Genomic DNA, 22,164 nt, shown 5'->3' on the forward strand with positions numbered 1-22,164 from the left:
AACACCATTTAGTTAATCTCTTTTTTTCGAGGAGGTAGAAATTAGCATCGTTAAAATAAATCCTAACTCGGGAAGATACTGAATACTGATAAGTTAATTAATCTCCAATATAAAAAAAGCCCCCCCATCTTAATGAAATGGGGGACTCTTCTATTTATGCACTTTCTCTTGGCTTTTGTTGACCTTTTATTTCCTCACCATTCTCAGCGAGAAGTTTCGGATATTTTTTATCCTTCACTGTCTCATCAGTAATGATACACTTTGCGATATCATCACGAGAAGGTAGTTCATACATCACATCTAGCATCATCGACTCAATTATTGATCTTAAACCACGAGCTCCCGTTTTTCGTTCAATTGCCTGATTTGCAACTTCACGAAGAGCATCATCCGTAAATTCAAGTTCAACTTCATCAAGTTCAAGAAGCTTTTTGTACTGTTTAATTAAAGCATTTTTAGGTTCAGTAAGGATTTCTACCAAGGCCTTTTCATCTAAATGCTCTAGGCTTGCGATAACTGGTAAACGACCAATAAATTCTGGAATTAGACCATAACGCAATAAGTCTTCAGGTAAGATTTTAGTCAAATATTGATCTTCTTTCATTTCGTCTTGGTTCATGTCAGATCCAAATCCGATGACTTTCTTTCCTAGACGTCTTTTAATAATTTGATCTATTCCGTCAAAGGCACCACCAACAATGAATAGTACGTTTGTTGTATCAATTTGAATAAATTCTTGATGCGGATGTTTCCGTCCTCCCTGCGGCGGAACACTAGCTGTTGTGCCTTCAAGAATTTTAAGCAATGCTTGTTGCACACCTTCACCAGAGACATCTCTTGTTATTGATGGATTTTCTGATTTTCGTGCCACTTTATCAATTTCGTCAATGTAGATAATTCCTCGCTCCGCTTTTTCTACATCATAATCTGCAGACTGGATCAATTTCAATAAAATATTTTCTACATCTTCACCTACATAACCCGCTTCGGTTAAAGATGTCGCATCAGCGATCGCAAACGGAACATTTAAGATTCTAGCTAATGTTTGAGCTAGAAGTGTTTTTCCGCTTCCTGTAGGGCCAATGAGGCAAATATTACTTTTAGCCAATTCAACTTCATCATTCTTAGAACTTGAATTTACGCGTTTATAATGATTGTATACAGCAACGGAGAGGGTCTTCTTTGCTTGGTCCTGACCGATGACGTAGTCATTGAGTATCTCACGTATTTCTTGTGGTTTTGGAATGTCTTCCATTTCCACTTCTTCATCAGTTCCCAGTTCTTCTTCAACAATTTCTGTACAAAGTTCAATACACTCATCGCATATATACACGCCTGGGCCGGCAACTAACTTTCTGACTTGATCTTGTGTTTTACCACAAAAAGAACATTTTAACTGTCCTTTTTCTTCGTTAAATTTAAACATCCTCTTCACCCCTTACGATAAAATTGAAACTTAATATTTTTAAATTTGTTACGCGTCATTCTTTAAAAATTCTATGTTTACATTGTACGTCTGCATATCTGATTTTAATCACGATGTCGCGAATGATTTCAAACGAAGAGTATTTCTCTTAACTCAATTCTCTATCATCCCACTCCACAAATTGTACCACAATTCAATTGAAGATGATAAAGAAACACATACTTATGTTTACACCCATTTTTGAACAATATGTTGAATCAAGAATAAAGGAAGTTATTTTCCATTGTCAAGTATTACGTTTGTTCTTTTATGTATAAAGCAAGGCACGAAATTTATCGCGCCTTGCCTTCATTCGTGTATTGATAAATTATAACTGATTGCTTTCTTCGACAAGAAAATCAATCGCTTTGCGTACTTTTAAATCAGCTTTCAAAGTGTCTGTACCGCCTTGCATTGCAAGAATTTGTTTAATCTCTTCAGCTGAACGTTGATACATTTCAGCCATTTTTTCGATTTCTTGATCTACTTCTTCGTCAGAAGCTTCTAAATTTTCTTCAATAGAAATGGCTTCTAGCGTTAAGTTCATACGAACCCGTTTTTCCGCATCCGTTTTGAACTGAGCTTTCATACCTTCTTCATCTGTTTGAGCAAATTGATAATACATATCCATTGTCATGCCTTGTCCTTGCAATCGTTGTCCAAACTCTTCCAACATACGGTCAACTTCAGTATTAACCATCGATTCAGGAATTTCGACTTCTACATTATCTGTTGCTTTTTCAACTAATGTATTCTTTAACGTTGTTTCAGACTCTTGCTTTTTATCAGCTTCTAATTTTTCTCGAACATCATTCTTCAAATCTTCGAAAGATTCATGCTCTTCGTTTACGTCTTTTGCAAACTCATCATCTAGTTCTGGAAGGTCTTTTCGTTTAATATCATGGACCTTCACTTGGAACTTAGCAGATTTACCCGCTAGTTCTTCAGCCTGATAGTCTTCCGGAAATTCGACATTCACTTCAACATCTGCTCCAGATTTAGCGCCAACCAATTGTTCTTCAAATCCAGGAATGAATTGGCCAGATCCTATTTCTAGAGAATAGTTTTCAGCTTTTCCACCTTCAAACTGCTCTCCATCGACAAAACCATCAAAATCCATTACGACAGTGTCACCATTTTCAACTTCGCCATCTTCCACAGCGATAAGGTCTGCATTTTTTTCTTGTAATTGAGAAATTTCTTTATCAACATCTTCATCAGTCACTTCTACAGGAAGTACTTCAACTTCTAAGCCTTTGTATTCTCCTAGCTTCACTTCTGGTTTCACTGTTACAGTAGCTGTGAAAACAAGTGTCTTACCTTTACCCATTTCATCCACATCAATATCCGGACGATCTACTGGTTCAATTGATGCTTCCTCAACAGCTTCTGAATATGCTTCTGGTAAAAGAATATCAAGAGCATCTTGATAAAGAGATTCTACACCAAATTTTTGTTCAAAAAGCGGACGTGGCACCTTCCCTTTTCGAAATCCTGGAATATTTACAGTCTTCACTACTTTTTTAAACGCTTGATCTAATGCATCATCGACGCGTTCACTGTTTACCTCAACAGTTAGAACACCCGAATTGCCTTCTTTTTTTTCCCATTTTGCAGTCATATATACGTTCCCTCCAACATTAAAAAAATCGTTTTTTCATCAAGTCTGATTTACAACCCTTATATTATAACATACGTAACTTGCATTTCAATCTTTTATCACTTAATTAAAATCAGTCCAACTGTTTCATTATGTATCCACTCTAGTTTATGTAAGACTATCATCGATTGAGAACAATATCGACTCAATTTCTTTGAGATCTTTTACAGACTGCATGACTTCCGCGCCCTTAGTATCATACTTATGTACCGTATCTTCGAAATGATTCCCATCTTCCAACATATTTAATCCTGTATAATGAATTGCACACGCCCAAACTTCAGCATCTAAAGGTTTTGGCGTTTTTGGATATATCGCAAATAAGAAGTGCCACCACACTTGTTGCATCATCTCAAATAATGATGGGTTCTCTTGTCCGAGTACCTGTTCTAACCTTCTTAATACAGTAGTACCAAATTTTTCATGAAAAACATTCTCTAAATCTTGAATCTTAACCTGGTAGCTTTCACCAAATTTATGTACTTCGAATTCACCTTCAATATTCATTTCTTTTAATGTTTGCAGTAAGTAACTTTTTAGAACAGGTTGATTATTTTCCCCTTTCAAAAATGCGCTGTACGCCTCTTTTACATCATTCGATTCAAAGTGACTTAATTTCTGTATTGCTCCCCACTGTTGATCTGGATTCCCTTTTTCTAAAATGTGAATCAATTCTTCACGTGATGGAACAATTTCTAGAGATCGATCTTCTATATCTAATAATTCGTCGACTTCTTCAAATCCGTCTGTCATATGCCTTGCAAATTCCAACAAATGAAATAAAGACTCTGCCATTTTTGGAGGTAATTTATCTTCTGCAATTACGACTTCTAAAATTTCAACTACTTCTTCGTAATCACCTAATTGTACTAACAAGGATACGTAAACTTGCAGCACATCGTAATAATCACCTATCCCCTCATGAAGCATTGATTCGCAGTGTTTTTTCGCTTCTTCTAACTTATGTAACTCAATGTTTGTAATAACCAATCCATAACGTGCTTGTGAATGTTTAGGTTCTAATTCTGTAGATTGTTTGAAGTAAGTCAGTGCATCGTAGTACTTCTTTTCTTTTAATGATGACATTCCTTTTTCTACAAGCTTTGGCACGAGCCCTGGAAAAAGGATGACATTGTCATCTTGCCCGTTCACTTGTTTCCCCATGTTTGCTAACCCCCTTTTAGATGCTCCTTTTATTAGTTTATCAATTAAAATTTGTAAAGACAAATCTATTTAAATACATTTGTCAAAATTTTTAAAAATATTTAAACCTACCAACATTGCATCTTTCTATTTTTAGACCGTATACCCCATTGTATACGTTAGTAAAATTTGACTTATAGTTCTAGGTGAATGACTTGCTCTAAACCATCCACGGTCAGCTGTTTCAGCTCGTGCTCACCCCTCATGAGAATCAGAAGTACCGATTGTCACTGGGTTGGATCTTCAGTAATTGCTTTTCTATAGGAGTCCCTCAGTTTTTGGACATTATTGACTATACAAAAAACCTTGAAACACTGATTTACAGCATTTCAAGGTTTCAATATCTTTATTAAGTTAATTGAATTAATAGTATGGTGTCCCAGGCAGGATTCGAACCTGCGACCGACGCCTTAGAAGGGCGTTGCTCTATCCAGCTGAGCTACTGAGACAACATATGGAGCGGGTGATGGGAATCGAACCCACATCATCAGCTTGGAAGGCTGAGGTTTTACCACTAAACTACACCCGCATTTTATAATGTTCTTCCTTTGCTACAATGTACTGCAATGTCTCTTCCTCTTCTAGCAATACCTTCGAAGCTGCATCCGTCGAGACAACTCGTAGCTTATTCGTGATGTTTCTGCTCGTGGCTGAGGTTTTACCACTAAACTACACCCGCATTTTATAAAAAGACGAAATCGTCTATGCGATCTAAATTAATCAATCGACAATAGCGACAATAATTAATATAAACAATTTCGCCTTATAAGTCAATAGTTTTTGTGGAATTTTTTACTGATATCTGTCATTTTTTCGCCCTTAAGGTTATAAAAATCTACATAAATATCTTTTTCAGTCGTTTCTACGATAACATATGTACCAACAGGATAATCCCTAGGGAGCCTCATGCTTCCTGGATTTAAAATGACTATATTATGTTCTTGCACTGCCGCCGGAATATGCGTATGACCATAGCAAACGACTTGTGCTTCTGTTTCTTCACCTTTGTAAATTAAATTCATTTCTGTCATTTTAACATTTAATAAATGCCCATGAGCTACAAATACTGTTGTATCTTTAACACTTTCCACATATTCTTCCGGGAAATCTGATCCGAAATCACAGTTTCCTTTAACAGTACGAACGCCATCTAACGCTGATGCATCTCCCGACAATTCTGAATCACCACAATGAAAAATCGCATCTACGTCATTACGGTGTCTATCAACAATCTTTTTCACTTCATTATCCCATCCATGACTATCGCTCATTACTAATGCTTTCATTATAAAATCACCTTTTCAAATTGTTTATTCCGTCGTCCATTCTTGCCAATGCTCAGCCAATTTCATCAAAGCATTTGCACGGTGACTACGTCTATTTTTCTCTTCCTGCTCCAACTGCGCCATCGACATACCGACATCTGGAAGATAAAATAAAGGATCGTAACCAAAACCATGCTCTCCTTGAAGAGTTTCAGCAATCATTCCTTCACATGTTCCACGAACTGTCTTTACTTCTCCAGTTGGAAAATAGATCGCCAATGAGCAAACAAATCTCGCAGTTCTTCGCTCTCTTTCAATTCCAGTGAGCTCATTTAGCAACTTTTCATTATTAGCATCATCACTTTTTTCAATGCCTGCATAACGAGCTGAGAAAATCCCTGGTTCACCATTAAGCGCATCTACCTCTAAACCTGAATCATCCGCCAATACAGGTTTCCCTATTTTTTTGCCAATTGTTTCTGCTTTCTTTATCGCATTTTCCTCGAAAGTGTTCCCATCTTCTAGCACATCCACCTCTTCAGGTAAATCTAATAGAGATTTAACTGACAACCCTTTTGATTTGAAAAATGATTCAAATTCACTGATTTTACCTTTATTTTTTGATGCAATAAATATTTCTTTCTCCATATCTCTTTCCCCACCTCATCTTATACCAAACAAAGGAATTTATGTTATTATTTATCAAATCCTGGTATTTTTTCTGAAAACTCTCCTAACGCTTCTTTTTGCATATAAAAAATCTCTTTTATTCCTTTTTCAGCTAGATCTAGCATTTCATTTAATTGAGCCCTTGAAAAGGTTGCTTCTTCACCTGTCCCTTGAACTTCAACTAGTTTTCCTTCGCTTGTCATTATCACGTTCATATCAACATTTGCTTTAGAATCCTCAATATAATCTAAATCTAAAATAGACTCCTCTTGATTATTCACACCGACTGAGATAGCTGCTAAATACCCTTTAAGCGGATTCGATTTCAATTTCTTATCTTTTATTAATTGATCAAATGCTAGCCCCATCGCAACATATGCTCCAGTTATAGAAGCCGTTCTCGTCCCACCATCTGCTTGAATAACATCACAATCAATCCAAACCGTCCGTTCACCAATCAGGTTTAGATCGACAATTGAGCGCAATGAGCGACCAATTAACCGTTGAATCTCCATCGTTCTCCCTGTTATTTTCCCTTTTGATGATTCTCTTATATTTCTCTGTTCCGTTGCTCTCGGTAACATCGAATACTCTGCTGTCACCCAGCCTTTGCCTTTACCTCTCATAAATGGCGGGACACGGTCCTCTACACTTGCTGAACATATTACCTTTGTATCACCAAATGCGATTAACACTGATCCTTCAGGGTGTTTAATATAATCTTTAATAATCTCTACTTGTCTTAATTCATTACCTGTTCGGTTGTCGTGGCGCATGACATATCACTCCTCAATGTATTACTATTACCTTCAATTATTATGTATTGTTACACATCTTCTTACTCTCGACGAAGTAATCCTATTCACTTTATCAAATTGCGAAGCTAGAGTTTTCATAAATTTAGAAAAACTTGCCTTGTCGCCAAGTCCTTCATAGCTAAAGCCTTAGTAACATTCTTAAAGTACAAAAAAGAAGAAGCTAGTAAGAATCGCTTCTTCTTTTATCATAATAGTTTCACTTCGTAAATTCAAATATATTAAAATTGACCAATATTCACTTGATTCGGTCGAACTACTGGGTCTGTCAATGATTCACCGTTATTAACCATAATTGTCGATTCAGAATCTACTTGTAATGAGACACTTTCGATTTCTTCTTGCTCTGTTAATGATAAGACGAGCATGTTTAATACATCTTCTGAAATCGCTGTCCCTTCCATTTGACTTAACAAAGCTTCATTAAAGTTAACAGTAACGGTGCCATTTTCGAAACTAGGTTCTTCAATTAATTCAACTTCTTGGCGGAAATCTGTTAATAAATTTGACATGTAAGAAGGACCCTCTAACAATTCATTTATGACCGCCTGATACGTTTCTTCATCTTGATTGACCCTTCTTGTTACCGGTACATAATAGGTTTGATCATCTGTTTGAGAAAGAAAGTACACAATGACTGGAGTCGTGGAAACTAAGTCAGTCTGATCGTTCATTTCTAAATTAATTCCATGCCCCCTTGTATACCCGTTTCCAACAGACGTTTTATTATGAGGCATTTCGGTTAGCTCTTCCCCATTCATACTTAACTTCACCCGATCAACATTTTCTAACTGTGTTAATGTCCAAGTGAGCGACTGGAGAACTTGGAGCTCCTGCGAAGGATGATAGTCTGTGAATGCTTCATTGAAATCGACTACAGCCACCCCTGCATTATTTACACTAACATCTAATATTTCTGTACCAGCTGGTAAAACAGCCTGAAACCCATTAGGAAGGTCTTCTGTTACCGGCCCTTCTTGAACGAGGTATTCAACAAGAGTTTTCTCAATTTCTTCTTCTTCAATATTCATAGTTTGTGGAGCAACCTTACCATTTTGGTCAAGTAAATATAATTCATGTGAATCAACTTCTATTGTTTCAGGTCCCCCTTTTTCTTCAGGACCTTCCTCATCTATGGATTCCTCCATATCTTCTTCAGTTATTGAACTTAGCTGATCTTGTTCAATTTCTTCTTCCATCACTTCTAAGTCCAACTTTTCTTCATCATCAATATAATCCAATTGTGGTGGGTCAATTTCTTCAAGTACATCGTCACTGTTCGGTGATCCACATGCAGTAAAGACAATCACTACGGCTCCTAAAAGCATGATTGCTAATCGTGTTTGTTTCCGACCGCGTTGCATCGCATTCCCTCCTTGACTGTTTGTACTATGATATATACGAGCTATCAGCTTTATTTATACCAATAATCTACTCTTAAGATAAAATGCTGCATTTTTGATAACAAACCTATCGATTTATCCTTTTTGAAATAACTTCACTAAATGAAAATGTGCTTCCCGTTTAATTAGGTACTACTGAATAACTCAAGTTTTTGCAAAGACGATACTGTTTTTATCAGAGTGGAATGCCCATTAATGTTTACTCTTTCTTAATCGAGGACAATGTCCCAATCTTAATGATGAACGCACTTGAAAAGGGGCAAAGTTTTTGGTTCTTTTTACGACTATTCCTTTGCACGTAACTCCTATAAAATAGGCGGCAAACCTCTTGACAATAAGTATTTTTAGTTATTCAGTAGCCCCTAATTACTACTTGAACTATTTCTTTTCACCAAAAAACACAGCGCAGTAGAACCACACTGTGTATGCATTAATTATAATTATTAATAGCAGAACTTTTTTTCCGTTTTATAATAATTGGGTTTAAATCCATTTCTCTCACTTCGAACGCATCATGCCCTAACCAATTTTGAGCAACTATTTCAAACGTTTTGCTAGACCCAGTTGTATAAAAGATATGCCTTGGAGCATTTTCACCTGTGTAAAGTAAATTTTCATGATACAACAATGAACTCACTTCCCGCGCTGTTTCGTCACCAGAACTGATGACCTCAACTTTGTCCCCTGCCACCTCCTGTATAAGTGGCGCGATTAAAGGATAATGTGTACATCCTAATATAAGATTATCTATTTCATAATCTAAAATAGGAGAAAGAGCATCCTCAATAATTCCTTTCGCAGCGTCTCCTGTAAAGTTCCCACTTTCAACAAGAGGAACAAGCGTAGGACAAGCTAGGCTAACAACCTTTACCTTATTGTTTATTAAAGTCAATTCTCGATAATACGCTCCACTAGAGATAGTTCCTTCCGTCCCTATCACTCCAACTTGGTAATTCTTCGTCGTTTTTAGTGCAGCTATGGCTCCAGGGTGAATCACTCCTATCACCGGGATCGACAGCCTCTCCTTCGCTTCTTCCAACACTACCGCAGTTGCTGTATTACAAGCAATTACTAAAAGCTTTATATCTTTTGACACAAGATGACGAATCATCTCCCAAGTAAACCTTCTTACTTCTTCCTCAGATCTAGGTCCATATGGACAACGAGCCGTATCACCAATATATATAATTTCTTCCTTAGGTAATTGACGCATCATTTCAGAAACGACAGTCAAACCACCAACCCCTGAATCAATAACACCAATAGATTTATTTAACATCAAACGGCCTCTTTCTATAGTTAAAATGACTTCCAGGTTTTAGCATCTCGTTTCATTTCATCAAGAAGAAAAGTTAAACTATTATCCAAGAAGTTTACATTTTCATTGGAAAAAGTATCCAAAATATTTTGTAAATATACTTGTCTTTGATTAATCACTTCGCGAATAATTTTCGCACCTTTGTCAAGTAAATGAATTCTTACTACTCTTCTATCTTTTTCATCTTTTATTCGTTCAACTAACCCATTGTTCTCCATACGATCGACAAGATCTGTTGTTGTACTACATGCTAAATACATTTTCGATGACAACTCTCCGATGGTCATATCACCATATTCATGCAACCATTGAAGCGCTACAAACTGTGGAGGAGTAATTGGAAATTCATTTAAAATTTCTCTTCCTTTTTGTTTAACAATGTCCGCAATCATTCGTAATGATTTTTCAATATCTGCTACTTGCGATAAATCTACAACATCCTCTTTTGGTAGTTCAGGCATTGTCTTCTCCTTTCAAGTTTCCCTATCAAAAACAAAAAGACTTTCACTTTACTTTTATTCTCCATGTTTTTCACGATAATTTCAAGACTTTTAGAAGAATCAGCAAAACAATGAATTTTCCATTATTATATTTTATTTGGTATCCATGTTAATCTGCAATTGATCTAATAAAACTATTCTAAAACAAGCCTATTCATACAGACGGATACTCTAATAAAAAACGCTAATTCACAGTAAATTACATACCATAAATCAGCGTATTCATATTAAGTATCAATGTGATAGGAACGTCTTTTCAACCAATTCTTTGACTTCATCAGCAGTATTTAAGTCTAAAGCTTTCTCAGATACTTCTTTTGCTTGCGATTTTGTCAACTGACTAAGCTGACTACGCGCTGGAAGAACAGAAGTAGCACTCATACTGAACTCATCTAAACCAAGTCCAAACAAGAGAGGAATCGCTATCTCATCACCAGCCATTTCACCGCACATACCTGTCCATTTCCCTTCGGCATGCGAAGCGTCAATAACCATTTTCACTAAACGTAGAATTGCTGGGTTGTATGGTTGATACAAATAAGAAACACTCTCATTCATACGATCAGCAGCAAAGGTATATTGAATTAAATCATTTGTACCAATACTAAAGAAATCAACCTCTTTTGCAAATTGCGGTGCCATAACAGCAGTAGATGGAATTTCTACCATAATTCCGACTTCGATGCTGTCACTTACTTCTGTCCCTGCATCTACAAGCTTTTGCTTTTCTTCTTCAAGAAGGGCTTTCGCCTGCCTAAACTCGTCTAACGTTGCAATCATCGGGAACATGATCTTTAAATTTCCAAATACACTCGCTCTTAGTAATGCGCGAAGTTGCACTCGGAAAATATCATCTTTTTCTAAGCATAAACGAATCGCACGAAACCCTAAAAATGGATTCATTTCTTTTGGTAAGTCAAGATAAGGGAGTTCCTTGTCACCACCGATATCCAATGTGCGAATAACAACTGGTTTCCCATCAAGATCTCCAACTACTTTTTTATAAGCTTCAAATTGCTCTTCTTCCGTCGGAAGTTCATTTCTACCCATATAAAGAAATTCAGTACGGTAGAGACCAACGCCTTCAGCTCCGTTATTGATAACTCCTTCTAAATCATTAGGAGTTCCAATATTTGCAACTAATTCGACTTGCTCGCCATCTTTAGACTTTGAAGGTTCATGGACAAGCTTCGCCCATTCTTTCTTTTTCTCTTCATGGTCCGCAAGTTTTTGACGATACTCAGAAAGTTCTGCTTCTGACGGGTCAATAATTACATTTCCTTCAAGGCCGTCAACAATGATTTGTACACCTTGCTCTCCATGTTCAGTAATTGATTTCGTTCCAACAACAGCAGGGATTTCCATTGAACGCGCCATGATTGCTGAATGAGAAGTTCTCCCACCAATATCAGTAACAAATCCTTTAACAAATGCCTTATTTAACTGAGCAGTATCTGATGGTGTCAAATCATCAGCAATTAAGATTACTTCCTCATTCATCTCAGCTAATGAGACAATTGGTTTACCTAATATGTGGGACAATAAACGAGTTGACACATCACGAATATCTGCTGCTCGTTCCTTCATATATTCATTATCCATCGTCTCAAACATTGTTATAAATTGATCCGACACTTCCTTCAATGCAAAAGCAGCATTAACTTTTTCATCTTTCACTTTTTGTCGAATTGTATCTACTAGCTCAGGATCACTTAAAACTAGGAGGTGAGCAGAGAAAATTTCTGCATGCTCATCACCAATATCGTTTTTTGTTTTTTGTTTTATTACTTCCAACTCTGCTTTTGATTTATCAAGGGCTGCATCAAACACTTGAATCTCATTATCAACATTTTCAACTGTCATTTTTTCAACAGTCAAATCAGGTGTTTCAAGTCGAAATGCTTTGGAAATAGCAATTCCAGCTGATGCACCTATGCCAGTTAGCTTTATAGACATTATTCAGCAAGCCCCTGCTTCATAACTTCATCAAGGCCTTTAATCGCTTCTTCTGAATCTGATCCTTCAGCTTTGATTGTTACTTCAGATCCTTGTCCAACACCTAGAGACATAACTCCCATAATTGATTTAAGGTTTACTGATTTGCCCTTGTACTCAAGAGTAATTTCTGATTCATACTGACCTGCTTTGTTTACAAGTTGTGTTGCTGGTCGTGCGTGAATTCCTGTTTCTGCGGTAATTTTAAATTGTTTTTCTGCCATGATAAGACACTCCTTCTTTTTTTAGAAAATTAGTTTAGATAACAGTTCGGTTGATCGAACGAGTCAATAGGAAACATATACACGCTTACTTACTATTCATACCCATATTTCAACTTTCTCACGCTAAAAATCTAGATTTTAATAGAATCTTTATGAGGAAGTCATGGCGTATAGGATAAAATAAAAAGCATGAGTAAGGGTTGTCTATGAAATTAGGGAGACCCCTGCAGAATAGCTACGAAATTTCGCAACATCCTTTATCATACACACACCTCTTTACTCATGCCTGATAAGATCATATCAGTAACACGTAAACGAGTTATGTTTTATTATGTGCTTCTATAGTGCTTCGAATATAAATCAACAAATGAATTACTTCTGAATGAGCTACAGAAACTCCTGTTGCCTTTACGATCATTCGAACTAAGTTCCATGTCATATTATAGCATACAGGATGATTTTCCTTCAAGAATAATATAAGTTGTTTATTCAAATCTGAGTCTTTTTCATGAACTTCATCTTGATAAATTAGCTTTAGAAAGTGCACCAATCGTCTGAAAGATGGATCATCTCGTTCAAATGTCACACCGCTTTTCTCTTCAATATAGCTTATACAACGCGTTAGCAAGTCCGATTCTTTATTCAAAGAAGAATGACTATCTCGAATCGCACTTTGGATGTGCAGCGTAATAAAGCCAACTTCTGCATCTGGCAACCTCAAACCTGTTTTATTAAAAATAAAATCAACTGCTCGATCAGCAATTTCATACGTTTCATAATAAAGCCATTTTGTTTCTGTTAAAAATGGATTCTGAATCCCAGTTTGATCTCGAGTTCGCTGAAGTGCCAAAGCTAAGTGTTGCGTAAGTGCAAAATGGATTCGATCCTCTAACTTAAAACCGATTGCTTCATGAATTATTTCTATCGCTTCATGAATTATTAACATCGTTTCTTCGGTCTCTTTTGTTACTAATCTTATGTATTTTTCTTTCTCCTGTTCGTCTACAAGAGAATACACTTTATCATATGCCTTTGCCTCAAAAAAATCTCCGTTTTTTTTACCGAATCCTATTCCTTTCCCAATAAAAATAACTTCATTTTTATTATTAGACTCTGCAATAACAACGTTATTATTCAAAGCTTTCTGAACACTAAAGGTTCCTCGAATCATTATGACACCTTCTTCATTTAGTCAACTTCTTAACTACATCATATAGATATTTATCAGTATTATCAACCAAAATAAGCAGCAAACCGGCTCCCACAAAGAAGCCGGTCTGCATCAGATTTTCAGTTCTCCTAATCTAATCAACTCAATCACAGCTTGGGAACGCCCCTTTACTCCTAGCTTTTGCATTGTGTTGGAAATATGATTACGAACTGTCTTTTCACTTATGAAAAGTTTTGCAGCAATCTCTTTCGTCGTTTGATCTTGCACAAGCAGCTCAAACACTTCTCGTTCACGCTTGGTCAATAGTGGCTTTGGCATCATATCATGGCCTTTCATACATTCACCCTTCCTTGCATGGGCTGATCTTTCTAAAAAATTTGGCGATTATTTAGTCATCAATATCTTATGTGAAAGCTTTCTAGCCCGTGACAACAAAGGGGAAGTCAATTTTAAGACCGTTTTCTCAACATCCCTAGTTCCTTTTCATCCCACGGGATTGCTTTCCCTGTTTTTTTCGATATTTGCACCATTCGTCCTCGTCCTGTCATACAAACGATGTTAGATTGGTTCAAGACTATATATTGTAGTTCTACAGATGAACGACCAACATCACTTACTTTCACGCCGATTTGTAATACTTCATCAAAGAATACTTGGTTCATGTAGTCACAGTGTAAATCGGCTGTGACAGGAATTTTTGCACCATTCTGATTCATCCACTGTTGCATTAGACCCGATTCCTTCAAAAATTGAATTCTTGCGTGCTCAAAATAGACAAAAGCTACCGTATTATTTAAATGTCCAAAAGCATCTGTCTCAGAAAAACGGACCGTCACTGGAAAAAAGAATTGAAAGGATTTTTTCCACTCTTTCATATCCTCAATATAACTTGGTAATGCCATAGTACTCCTCCTACCAAAGAATGAATGATCATTCATTTTATTGTTAAAAAAAAGGGCTGAACGCCCTTTTTTATCACTTAAGCTGTATGATCCGTTCCAAAGAAATTCTTAAACGATTGCAATGATGTTTCGCGATTTAAAGCTGCAATTGACGTTGTAAGAGGAATTCCCTTCGGACAAGCTTGGACACAGTTCTGTGAGTTACCACAATTTGATAGTCCACCCTCTCCATCCATCAATGTTTCAAGACGCTCAGCTTTATGCATCTCTCCTGTTGGATGAGAATTAAATAAGCGAACTTGAGATAGAGCAGCAGGTCCAATAAATTCAGATTTGCTGTTCACATTTGGACAGGCTTCTAAACAAACACCGCAAGTCATACATTTTGATAATTCATATGCCCATTGACGTTTTGCTTCTGGCATTCTTGGTCCAGGTCCTAAATCATACGTGCCATCAATCGGTATCCAAGCTTTTACTCGCTTCAAGGAATCAAACATCCGACTTCGATCAACCGTTAAATCTCGTAATACTGGGAAAGTATTCATCGGTTCCAGTTTAATTGGTTGTTCTAACTGATCAATAAGTGCCGTACAGGATTGCCTTGGCTTCCCATTAATAATCATGGAGCAAGCTCCACAAACTTCCTCAAGACAGCTTGCATCCCAAGCGACTGCAGTTGTATCTTGTCCATTTGCATTCTGTGGATTTCGACGTATTTCCATGAGTGCGGAAATGACATTCATGTTTGTACGGTAAGGAATTTCAAACTTTTCCTCATATGGCTCACTATTCTGATCGGCTTGACGCTTAATCACAAGTTCAATGAATTTTTCACTCATGCTTTTCCACCAGCCTTTTTCTTTGAAGTATAGTCTCGCTTACGAGGTTCAATTAATGAAACATCAACATCATCATACTCTATATCTGGAGCATTCGTTTCTGGATTGTACTTCGCTTTTGTCGTCTTCAAAAACTTCTCATCGTTACGATCCGGAAATTCTGGCTTATAATGTGCTCCACGGCTCTCATCACGATTAAGTGCGCCCAATGTAATCACTCTAGCAAGGTTCATCATCGCACGAAGTTGTCGGATAAACGCCGCACTTTGATTTGTCCACTTGGAAGTATCATCAATATTAATGTTTTTATATCTTTCAAGTAGCTCACCAATTTTTTCATTAGTTGCTTTTAGTCTGTCGTTTTCTCGAACGACCGTCACGTTTTCAGTCATCAATTGACCTAGCTCTTGATGAAGTTTAAACGCATTCTCGTCGCCTGTCATATTAAGAATTTCTTCTAGTTCAGCTTGATCTTTTTTAACTTGTTTTTCAAACAAACTGCTGTCCATTTCCTCTGCGGTTTTTTCAAGTCCATCAATATATTCAGCTGCTTTAGGTCCCGCAACCATTCCACCATAAATAGAAGAAAGTAGAGAATTTGCACCTAAGCGATTCGCACCATGAATAGAATAATCAACTTCACCTGCAGCAAATAATCCAGGAATATTTGTCATTTGATCGTAGTCTACCCACAGACCACCCATTGAATAGTGAACAGCCGGGAAAATCTTCATTGGTACTTTACGCGGGTCGTCTCCCATGAATTTTTCATAGATTTCCATAATCCCGCCCAATTTAAGATCCAATTCTTTTGGGTCTTTATGAGAAAGGTCTAAATAGACCATGTTTTCACCATTAATACCGCGCTTTAAATCTACGCAGACATGGAAGATTTCACGAGTAGCGATATCACGTGGGACTAAATTTCCGTAAGCGGGATACTTTTCCTCTAGGAAGTACCAAGGTTTTCCATCCTCATCATACGTCCACACACGTCCGCCTTCTCCACGAGCAGACTCACTCATTAATCTAAGTTTATCGTCACCTGGAATCGCCGTTGGATGAATTTGAATAAATTCACCATTCGCATAATAGGCTCCCTGTTCATAGACAGCACCTGCTGCATAACCAGTGTTAATCATTGAATTTGTTGATTTTCCAAAAATAATTCCTGGTCCACCTGTAGCAAGAATAACTGCGTCACCACGGAAAGATTGAATTTCAGATGAATTCAAGTTTTGAGCTGTCATCCCTCTACACACACCATCATCATCAATAACAGCATGTAAAAATTCCCAGCCTTCATATTTTGTAACAAGGCCACTCACTTCGTGACGACGTACTTGCTCATCCAAAGCATAAAGCAACTGTTGACCAGTTGTCGCTCCGGCATAAGCCGTTCTGTGATGTTGTGTACCTCCGAAACGGCGAAGAGCTAACAAACCTTCAGCTGTCCGATTAAACATTACACCCATCCGATCTAATAAATGAATGATTCCAGGTGCTGCATCACACATCGCCTTAACTGGTGGTTGATTTGCTAAGAAATCTCCACCATATACTGAGTCGTCAAAATGCTCCCAAGTGGAGTCACCTTCACCTTTTGTATTTAAAGCTCCATTAATTCCGCCTTGAGCACAGACGGAATGTGACCGTTTAACAGGTACGACAGAAAATAAATCTACTGAAATACCCGCTTCCGCTGCTTTGATCGTTGCCATAAGACCAGCAAGACCTCCGCCAACAACGATTGTTTTTCCTTTGCTCATCATTAACACTCCTTCTTTTTGGCTATAAGACAAACGCTAAAATGGAATGAATCCCCACATAGGTCAATGCCACAAAAATTGCCATCGTAACATAGGTGGAAATTTGCTGTGACCTTGGTGAAACTGTAATTCCCCAACTAATAGCAAACGACCATAACCCATTAGCAAAGTGGAAAGTTGTTCCCGTAATACCAATAATGTAAAGAATTAACGCCAGTGGATTTTCTACTATTTCTGCCATCATGTTAAAATTCACTTCCGCTCCAAGAGCAGCGGCAATTCTCGTTTCCCACACATGCCAAGTAACAAATATCAAAACAATTACTCCGGTGACGCGCTGTAACCTAAACATCCAGTTCCTAAAATGACTATATGTAGATGTATTGTGTTTGGCTTGAAAAGCGATATAAAGTCCATAAATCGCATGGAAAATTAACGGCAAGAATATAAGCGTTATTTCCATAAAATATCTAAATGGAAGATTTTCCATAAAGTGCGTCGCTTGATTATAAGCTTCAGGACCCCTAACAGCAAAATAGTTCACACCTAAATGAACAATCAAAAAAGCCCCTACTGGTATGACACCTAGTAAAGAATGAAGTTTTCTGTAAAAAAATTCTCGATTCGTAGACATCTTTCTCTCCCCCTGTAATATAGTATTCTGGAGATACTAGTAAACATAGACTAAAAGTAAAGTAACCTCCTTTTCATAACTTATCAAATAAAAATGTCAATAAGTGAAACGACCATTATTTGAATAATAAATGACAATTTCATTTTACTCCTATCGACTGCCTTCGTCAAGAAAGCGACAACATCAAATATGATTACAACAAAGTATTTAGAATAGTTAAATCACTGTAGAACTGAGTGATAAAAAATTCTGAAACAGCTTATAAAGACACTCATAGTATAGAAAAGACCTTTCAAAGAGAATTTTATTCTCCTGTAATAAGCTAGCTAGATAACGGTATGGTGTTTTTTCACAATACTTTTACCGTTATCCAATGATGATCCTCTCTGTCGGAAATTTGTAATGTGACTTTTTCTCTTTGGCTCTAATTGAGAATAAAAATGCAACAAGCCCAACTCGCCCGATGAGCATAAGCAGCATCAACGTCATCTGACTAGGAATTGTCAAATCAGGGGTAATCCCCATCGACAACCCAGTCGTTCCAAAAGCTGAACTAGCTTCAAATATAATCGCCATCAATTCAAGCTCGTTACTCTGTTCAAAAGCCGCTATCATGATAATTGAAGCAAATAATCCAACAACAAATACGGATAAGACAATAAAAGCCTTTTGACGATCATCTTTATGAATCTCTCTGCCAAACACTTTGACATCACTTCTACCTAATGCAAAACTGCGGATTGTCAAAAACATGACAGCCAACGTAGTCGTTCGAATTCCGCCACCTACACTAGACGGACTTGCACCAATAATCATTAATCCGGAAATGAGTAGTAGGCTAGCCAAAGTTAAGTTCGATACTTCCATCGTAGAAAGACCACCACTTCTAGCAGTAGCTGAATTAAACATAGAAAAAAACAATTGTTGATGCCAAGACATTCCATCATAATATGCATTTAACTCAATAAGCCAAAGTCCAATCACCCCAAGAAAAAAGACAATAAAATACGTGGATGTCGTAATTTTAGTAAATAAACTGAACCGAAAATTTGGATTCCTTGAAGAAAAATATTCTTTAAGTTCCATTAACACAGGAAATCCAATTGCTCCAGCAAAAATAAGCAGAATATTTACTAGTTGAACAAAATAATCATCAGCAAATGGAACTAATGATTCTCCTGTAACATCAAATCCTGCATTAGTAAAGGCTGATAAAGCACCAAATGCTCCTTGATAAAAAGCTTCAAGGGTTGTATCAAAATAGTTTAAATAGTACGTTCCTAGTATAAATGCACCAATAATTTCAATACCAAGCGCTACCATTATTATCCCTCTCATAAGTTTAACTAAACCAGCAAAGGATATTTGATTTTGGTCGACCATTATAAGCATTCTTTGCGAGAGTGGGATTTTTCTACCTAGCACCATCCAAACAAATGTCCCTAAAGTCATCACGCCAATTCCACCAAGTTGAATCGCCATTGCTAAAAAGAACACACCTATTGAACTATACGTATCTGACACATTTACAACTGTTAAACCTGTGACACTAACCGCACTAACAGAAGTAAAAAGGGCTTCAGAGTAAGAAACATTTACACCCTCTTGTGACGACATAGGCAAATAAAGAAACACACTAAAAACAAACATAGCTAAAATATAGGAAATAACAATAATTTTAAAAGGACTTAATAGTTTTGACATCTTCATTTGCATATGTATTTACCTCCAAACAAATTCGGAATTTAGTATACCATGGACACCTAAAGGTTTCCATGTAGAAATGAAAGATTTTGTTAATTAAATAAAATCTTCGATTGATTAAGTATAAATATATCATTTATACTTAATCGCAATAATAGGATAAAATATTTTTTCTATTTAACCATCCTTTTTCCCGTTTGTGATAAAATATAATTAATGAAAGACTATCGTCGAATTAATAGCTAATCTCATAGTGACCATCGAGCTAGACACTATGAATAACATTTTGCATTTCAAAAATTAACAATATAAACGTAAAGACAACGATGAAGGATGAGATTATGACAAATAACATTCACTCAGAAGAAGAGTTAGACAACTCCAAGGTAACTGATTATGCTTATGATTTATTAAGACATGAATTATTACCTGAGCTTTTAGGCGAAGATGAAACGATGATTTTATATTGGGCTGGTAAAACTCTGGCAAGAAAAAAAATGAAACAACTAGAATCGATAAATACTGCTGATTTCTTTATGAAAGCAAACTTTGGGACATTATCTCTTGTAAAAGAAAAACGTCATGAGCGAATCTATGAATTAGTTTCACCCCATCAAATAAAAGACCGACCCGTCTCATTAGAATCTGGCTTTATTGCTCAAATGGTGGAATTAGAAAAAGGCGTTGTTTCGGAAGCATCGTATGCTATAAAAAAGAAAAAACCATTAACGTATTCTATTACGGTTAGATGGGATAATAAAGATCGAACGAACAGTCGATTAGTAGAAGAATAATTAGATCCACAAAAGCACTTACGAAAATGTAAGTGCTTTTGTCAGATCAAAATACATGCAGTACTAAAACAGAAGAATGAACTATAAACTCTACTTTTGGACCTTTTAGTTCAGCCTAACGAGATTTGACTATGCAACAAAAAAAGATGTATAGAGCAATGCTCCATACATCTTTTACTTTACAGAAAGTTATTAAACTTTTTCTTTCACAGCTTCAATTTTAGCTTTTTCAGCAGCATCTAAACCAAAGTAAGAGTGAAGAGACTCTGCTGCTTTAACCATATCTACATCTGGTACAACTGCCGAAACCGCAATCTCAGATGTACTCACCATTTTCAGTTCAATTTCTTCGTTACCAAGTACTTTGAACATGTCCGCTGCTACACCTGGATTTGACACCATTCCAGACCCAACGATGGACACCTTAGCTAATGAACTTTCGTGACGAATCGTACTATAACATAATTTAGCCTTATTCTTACGTAACATATCACTAGCCTTACCAAGCTCTGAGGTATTAATTGTACATGACACATTTAAAGCGTGGTCTGATGTCATTTGTTGAATAATAATATCAACATTAATTCCTGCTTCTGCTAATAATGAAAAAAGAGTAGACATTGTATCATACTGATTAGGTAAACGTTCAATCGAAATTTTCGTTAACCCGTCCTCGAATGCAAGTCCTCTTACGATTAAATTCTGTTCCATAGATGCTTCCTCCTCAACAATGGTCCCTTCTACATCCTGCGTACTCGAACGAACAATAAGGGAAACTTGATAGTTTTTAGCGAATTCTACTGCTCTTGGGTGTAAAACGCCAGCACCTAAATTAGCTAGTTCAAGCATTTCATCATAAGAAATACTTTCTAATTGACGAGCCTTCTTTACATATCGTGGATCAGCTGTATAAACTCCTGTCACATCCGTATAAATCGAACATGAGTCAGCCTTTAAAGCTGCCGCTAAGGCAACAGCCGTTGTATCCGATCCTCCACGTCCAAGTGTTGTAATATCTCCCGTTTCACTTACCCCTTGGAAACCTGCAACAAGGACAGCCTTCCCATCATTTAAATGCTCTTGTAACGTTTCTGTTTTTATATCAGTAATACGCGCATCTTGGTGAACGTCTTCCGTCTCAATACCCGCTTGCCATCCTGTTAATGAGACAGCATCAACACCTAATTCTTTCAGAGCCATTACTACAAGCGAAATGGTAACTTGCTCCCCTGTAGTTAATAACATATCCATTTCTCTCGGATCTGGGTTATCCGTGATATCATTGGCTAGTTCCACCAATTTATCAGTTGATTTTCCCATTGCTGAAACAACAGTAACAACCTTTTGGCCATTATCCATTTTGCGCTTAATCTTTTCAGCAACTAGCTTGATCTTTGTCACATCACCTACAGATGTTCCACCAAATTTCTGAACAACCGTTGTCAATATGAACGCCTCCTCATTCTTTATACATCAATTTTTTCCGAATACATCTTCTTTAATTCATTTACTGGGAGAAGACCTTCAAATTCTAAAAAGCTTATCTTCAAGTCTTCAATGGAAAAATCATTCACAGATTTAAACCAAATTACAATTAATAATAAACTGAAACATTACTTAAGTTTCAAACTCACTTCACTTATTTTTTCAATCCGGGGATAATTGCTTTGCTTATCTTTGCCTTCGTCATAAAAATAACAATAGTTTCACAGCACAAAAAAACAATAGAAGATCTATTTTTCCAGCAGAATACGATTTCTAGTTATTTATAGATAACTAGTCACCACTGTTGCGATAAATTCGCCCTAGCAGCAAAATCATCTTCTAACAC

At 36.8% G+C, this 22,164-nt stretch carries 20 protein-coding genes and 2 tRNA genes; 1 reads left to right on the plus strand and 21 read right to left on the minus strand.

Features of this window, described 5'->3' with window-relative positions:
* Window positions 1-154 precede the first annotated feature (154 nt).
* The 20 genes from clpX to ACM26V_RS10795 all read right to left on the minus strand — a co-directional run bounded on the left by clpX (window position 155) and on the right by ACM26V_RS10795 (window position 19,551).
* On the minus strand, window positions 155-1,426 hold the full coding sequence (gene clpX, locus ACM26V_RS10700) for an ATP-dependent protease ATP-binding subunit ClpX (RefSeq protein WP_416151406.1): 1,272 nt from the start codon (window positions 1,424-1,426) through the stop codon (window positions 155-157).
* Between the two features lie 367 nt (window positions 1,427-1,793).
* A complete protein-coding gene (gene tig / locus ACM26V_RS10705) occupies window positions 1,794-3,086 on the minus strand; it encodes a trigger factor (protein WP_416151407.1) in 1,293 nt (430 codons plus the stop codon).
* 147 nt (window positions 3,087-3,233) lie between these two features.
* Complete coding sequence (locus tag ACM26V_RS10710) at window positions 3,234-4,289, minus strand: hypothetical protein (protein WP_416151408.1); 1,056 nt, start codon at window positions 4,287-4,289, stop codon at window positions 3,234-3,236.
* Window positions 4,290-4,700: 411 nt separating this feature from the next.
* Window positions 4,701-4,777, minus strand: a tRNA-Arg gene (locus tag ACM26V_RS10715).
* A gap of 6 nt (window positions 4,778-4,783) precedes the next feature.
* Window positions 4,784-4,857 (minus strand) — tRNA-Gly (locus ACM26V_RS10720).
* A 241-nt stretch (window positions 4,858-5,098) separates the two neighbouring features.
* The gene (locus ACM26V_RS10725) at window positions 5,099-5,614 is read right to left on the minus strand and encodes a metallophosphoesterase family protein (RefSeq protein ID WP_416151409.1); all 516 of its coding nucleotides are present in this window, start codon (window positions 5,612-5,614) and stop codon (window positions 5,099-5,101) included.
* 24 nt (window positions 5,615-5,638) lie between these two features.
* Entirely contained in the window at window positions 5,639-6,241 is a 603-nt protein-coding gene (locus ACM26V_RS10730) for an XTP/dITP diphosphatase (RefSeq protein WP_416151410.1), read from the minus strand.
* Window positions 6,242-6,288: 47 nt separating this feature from the next.
* A complete protein-coding gene (gene rph / locus ACM26V_RS10735) occupies window positions 6,289-7,038 on the minus strand; it encodes a ribonuclease PH (protein WP_416151411.1) in 750 nt (249 codons plus the stop codon).
* A 260-nt stretch (window positions 7,039-7,298) separates the two neighbouring features.
* Entirely contained in the window at window positions 7,299-8,441 is a 1,143-nt protein-coding gene (locus ACM26V_RS10740) for a GerMN domain-containing protein (protein WP_416151412.1), read from the minus strand.
* A 469-nt stretch (window positions 8,442-8,910) separates the two neighbouring features.
* Window positions 8,911-9,759 (minus strand): glutamate racemase, encoded by an 849-nt coding sequence (gene racE, locus ACM26V_RS10745; RefSeq protein ID WP_416151413.1) that lies wholly within the window; start codon window positions 9,757-9,759, stop codon window positions 8,911-8,913.
* 20 nt (window positions 9,760-9,779) lie between these two features.
* Window positions 9,780-10,259, minus strand: a complete 480-nt coding sequence (locus tag ACM26V_RS10750) for a MarR family winged helix-turn-helix transcriptional regulator (protein ID WP_416151414.1) — start codon at window positions 10,257-10,259, stop codon at window positions 9,780-9,782.
* 273 nt (window positions 10,260-10,532) lie between these two features.
* Window positions 10,533-12,254, minus strand: coding sequence for a phosphoenolpyruvate--protein phosphotransferase (ptsP, locus tag ACM26V_RS10755; protein ID WP_416151415.1), 1,722 nt, complete (start codon window positions 12,252-12,254; stop codon window positions 10,533-10,535).
* Complete coding sequence (locus tag ACM26V_RS10760; protein WP_416151416.1) at window positions 12,254-12,517, minus strand: phosphocarrier protein HPr; 264 nt, start codon at window positions 12,515-12,517, stop codon at window positions 12,254-12,256. The genes ptsP and ACM26V_RS10760 overlap by 1 nt, the downstream gene beginning before the upstream one ends.
* Before the next feature lie 319 nt (window positions 12,518-12,836).
* The gene (locus tag ACM26V_RS10765) at window positions 12,837-13,688 is read right to left on the minus strand and encodes a PRD domain-containing protein (RefSeq protein WP_416151418.1); all 852 of its coding nucleotides are present in this window, start codon (window positions 13,686-13,688) and stop codon (window positions 12,837-12,839) included.
* A 111-nt stretch (window positions 13,689-13,799) separates the two neighbouring features.
* Entirely contained in the window at window positions 13,800-14,024 is a 225-nt protein-coding gene (locus ACM26V_RS10770) for a helix-turn-helix domain-containing protein (RefSeq protein WP_416151420.1), read from the minus strand.
* Between the two features lie 113 nt (window positions 14,025-14,137).
* A complete protein-coding gene (locus ACM26V_RS10775) occupies window positions 14,138-14,590 on the minus strand; it encodes an acyl-CoA thioesterase (protein WP_416151421.1) in 453 nt (150 codons plus the stop codon).
* Window positions 14,591-14,667: 77 nt separating this feature from the next.
* The gene (sdhB, locus tag ACM26V_RS10780; protein ID WP_416151422.1) at window positions 14,668-15,432 is read right to left on the minus strand and encodes a succinate dehydrogenase iron-sulfur subunit; all 765 of its coding nucleotides are present in this window, start codon (window positions 15,430-15,432) and stop codon (window positions 14,668-14,670) included.
* Entirely contained in the window at window positions 15,429-17,201 is a 1,773-nt protein-coding gene (sdhA, locus tag ACM26V_RS10785; protein WP_416151848.1) for a succinate dehydrogenase flavoprotein subunit, read from the minus strand. The genes sdhB and sdhA overlap by 4 nt, the downstream gene beginning before the upstream one ends.
* Window positions 17,202-17,223: 22 nt before the next feature.
* Entirely contained in the window at window positions 17,224-17,835 is a 612-nt protein-coding gene (locus ACM26V_RS10790) for a succinate dehydrogenase cytochrome b558 subunit (protein ID WP_416151423.1), read from the minus strand.
* 366 nt (window positions 17,836-18,201) lie between these two features.
* On the minus strand, window positions 18,202-19,551 hold the full coding sequence (locus ACM26V_RS10795; RefSeq protein WP_416151424.1) for a TrkH family potassium uptake protein: 1,350 nt from the start codon (window positions 19,549-19,551) through the stop codon (window positions 18,202-18,204).
* Window positions 19,552-19,880: 329 nt separating this feature from the next.
* Here ACM26V_RS10795 and ACM26V_RS10800 point away from each other — a divergent pair, with 329 nt between their 5' ends.
* Window positions 19,881-20,333, plus strand: coding sequence for a YslB family protein (locus ACM26V_RS10800; RefSeq protein ID WP_416151425.1), 453 nt, complete (start codon window positions 19,881-19,883; stop codon window positions 20,331-20,333).
* 192 nt (window positions 20,334-20,525) lie between these two features.
* On the opposite strand, the gene ACM26V_RS10805 is transcribed toward ACM26V_RS10800, so the two are convergent.
* Window positions 20,526-21,779 carry an aspartate kinase gene (locus ACM26V_RS10805; protein ID WP_416151426.1) on the minus strand — a complete coding sequence of 418 codons (1,254 nt, stop codon included), beginning with the start codon at window positions 21,777-21,779 and terminating at the stop codon, window positions 20,526-20,528.
* Window positions 21,780-22,164 lie beyond the last annotated feature (385 nt).

Origin of the sequence: Salipaludibacillus sp. HK11 (assembly GCF_047795645.1) — a bacterium.
In the GTDB taxonomy this organism is placed as follows: domain Bacteria; phylum Bacillota; class Bacilli; order Bacillales; family Salisediminibacteriaceae; genus Salipaludibacillus.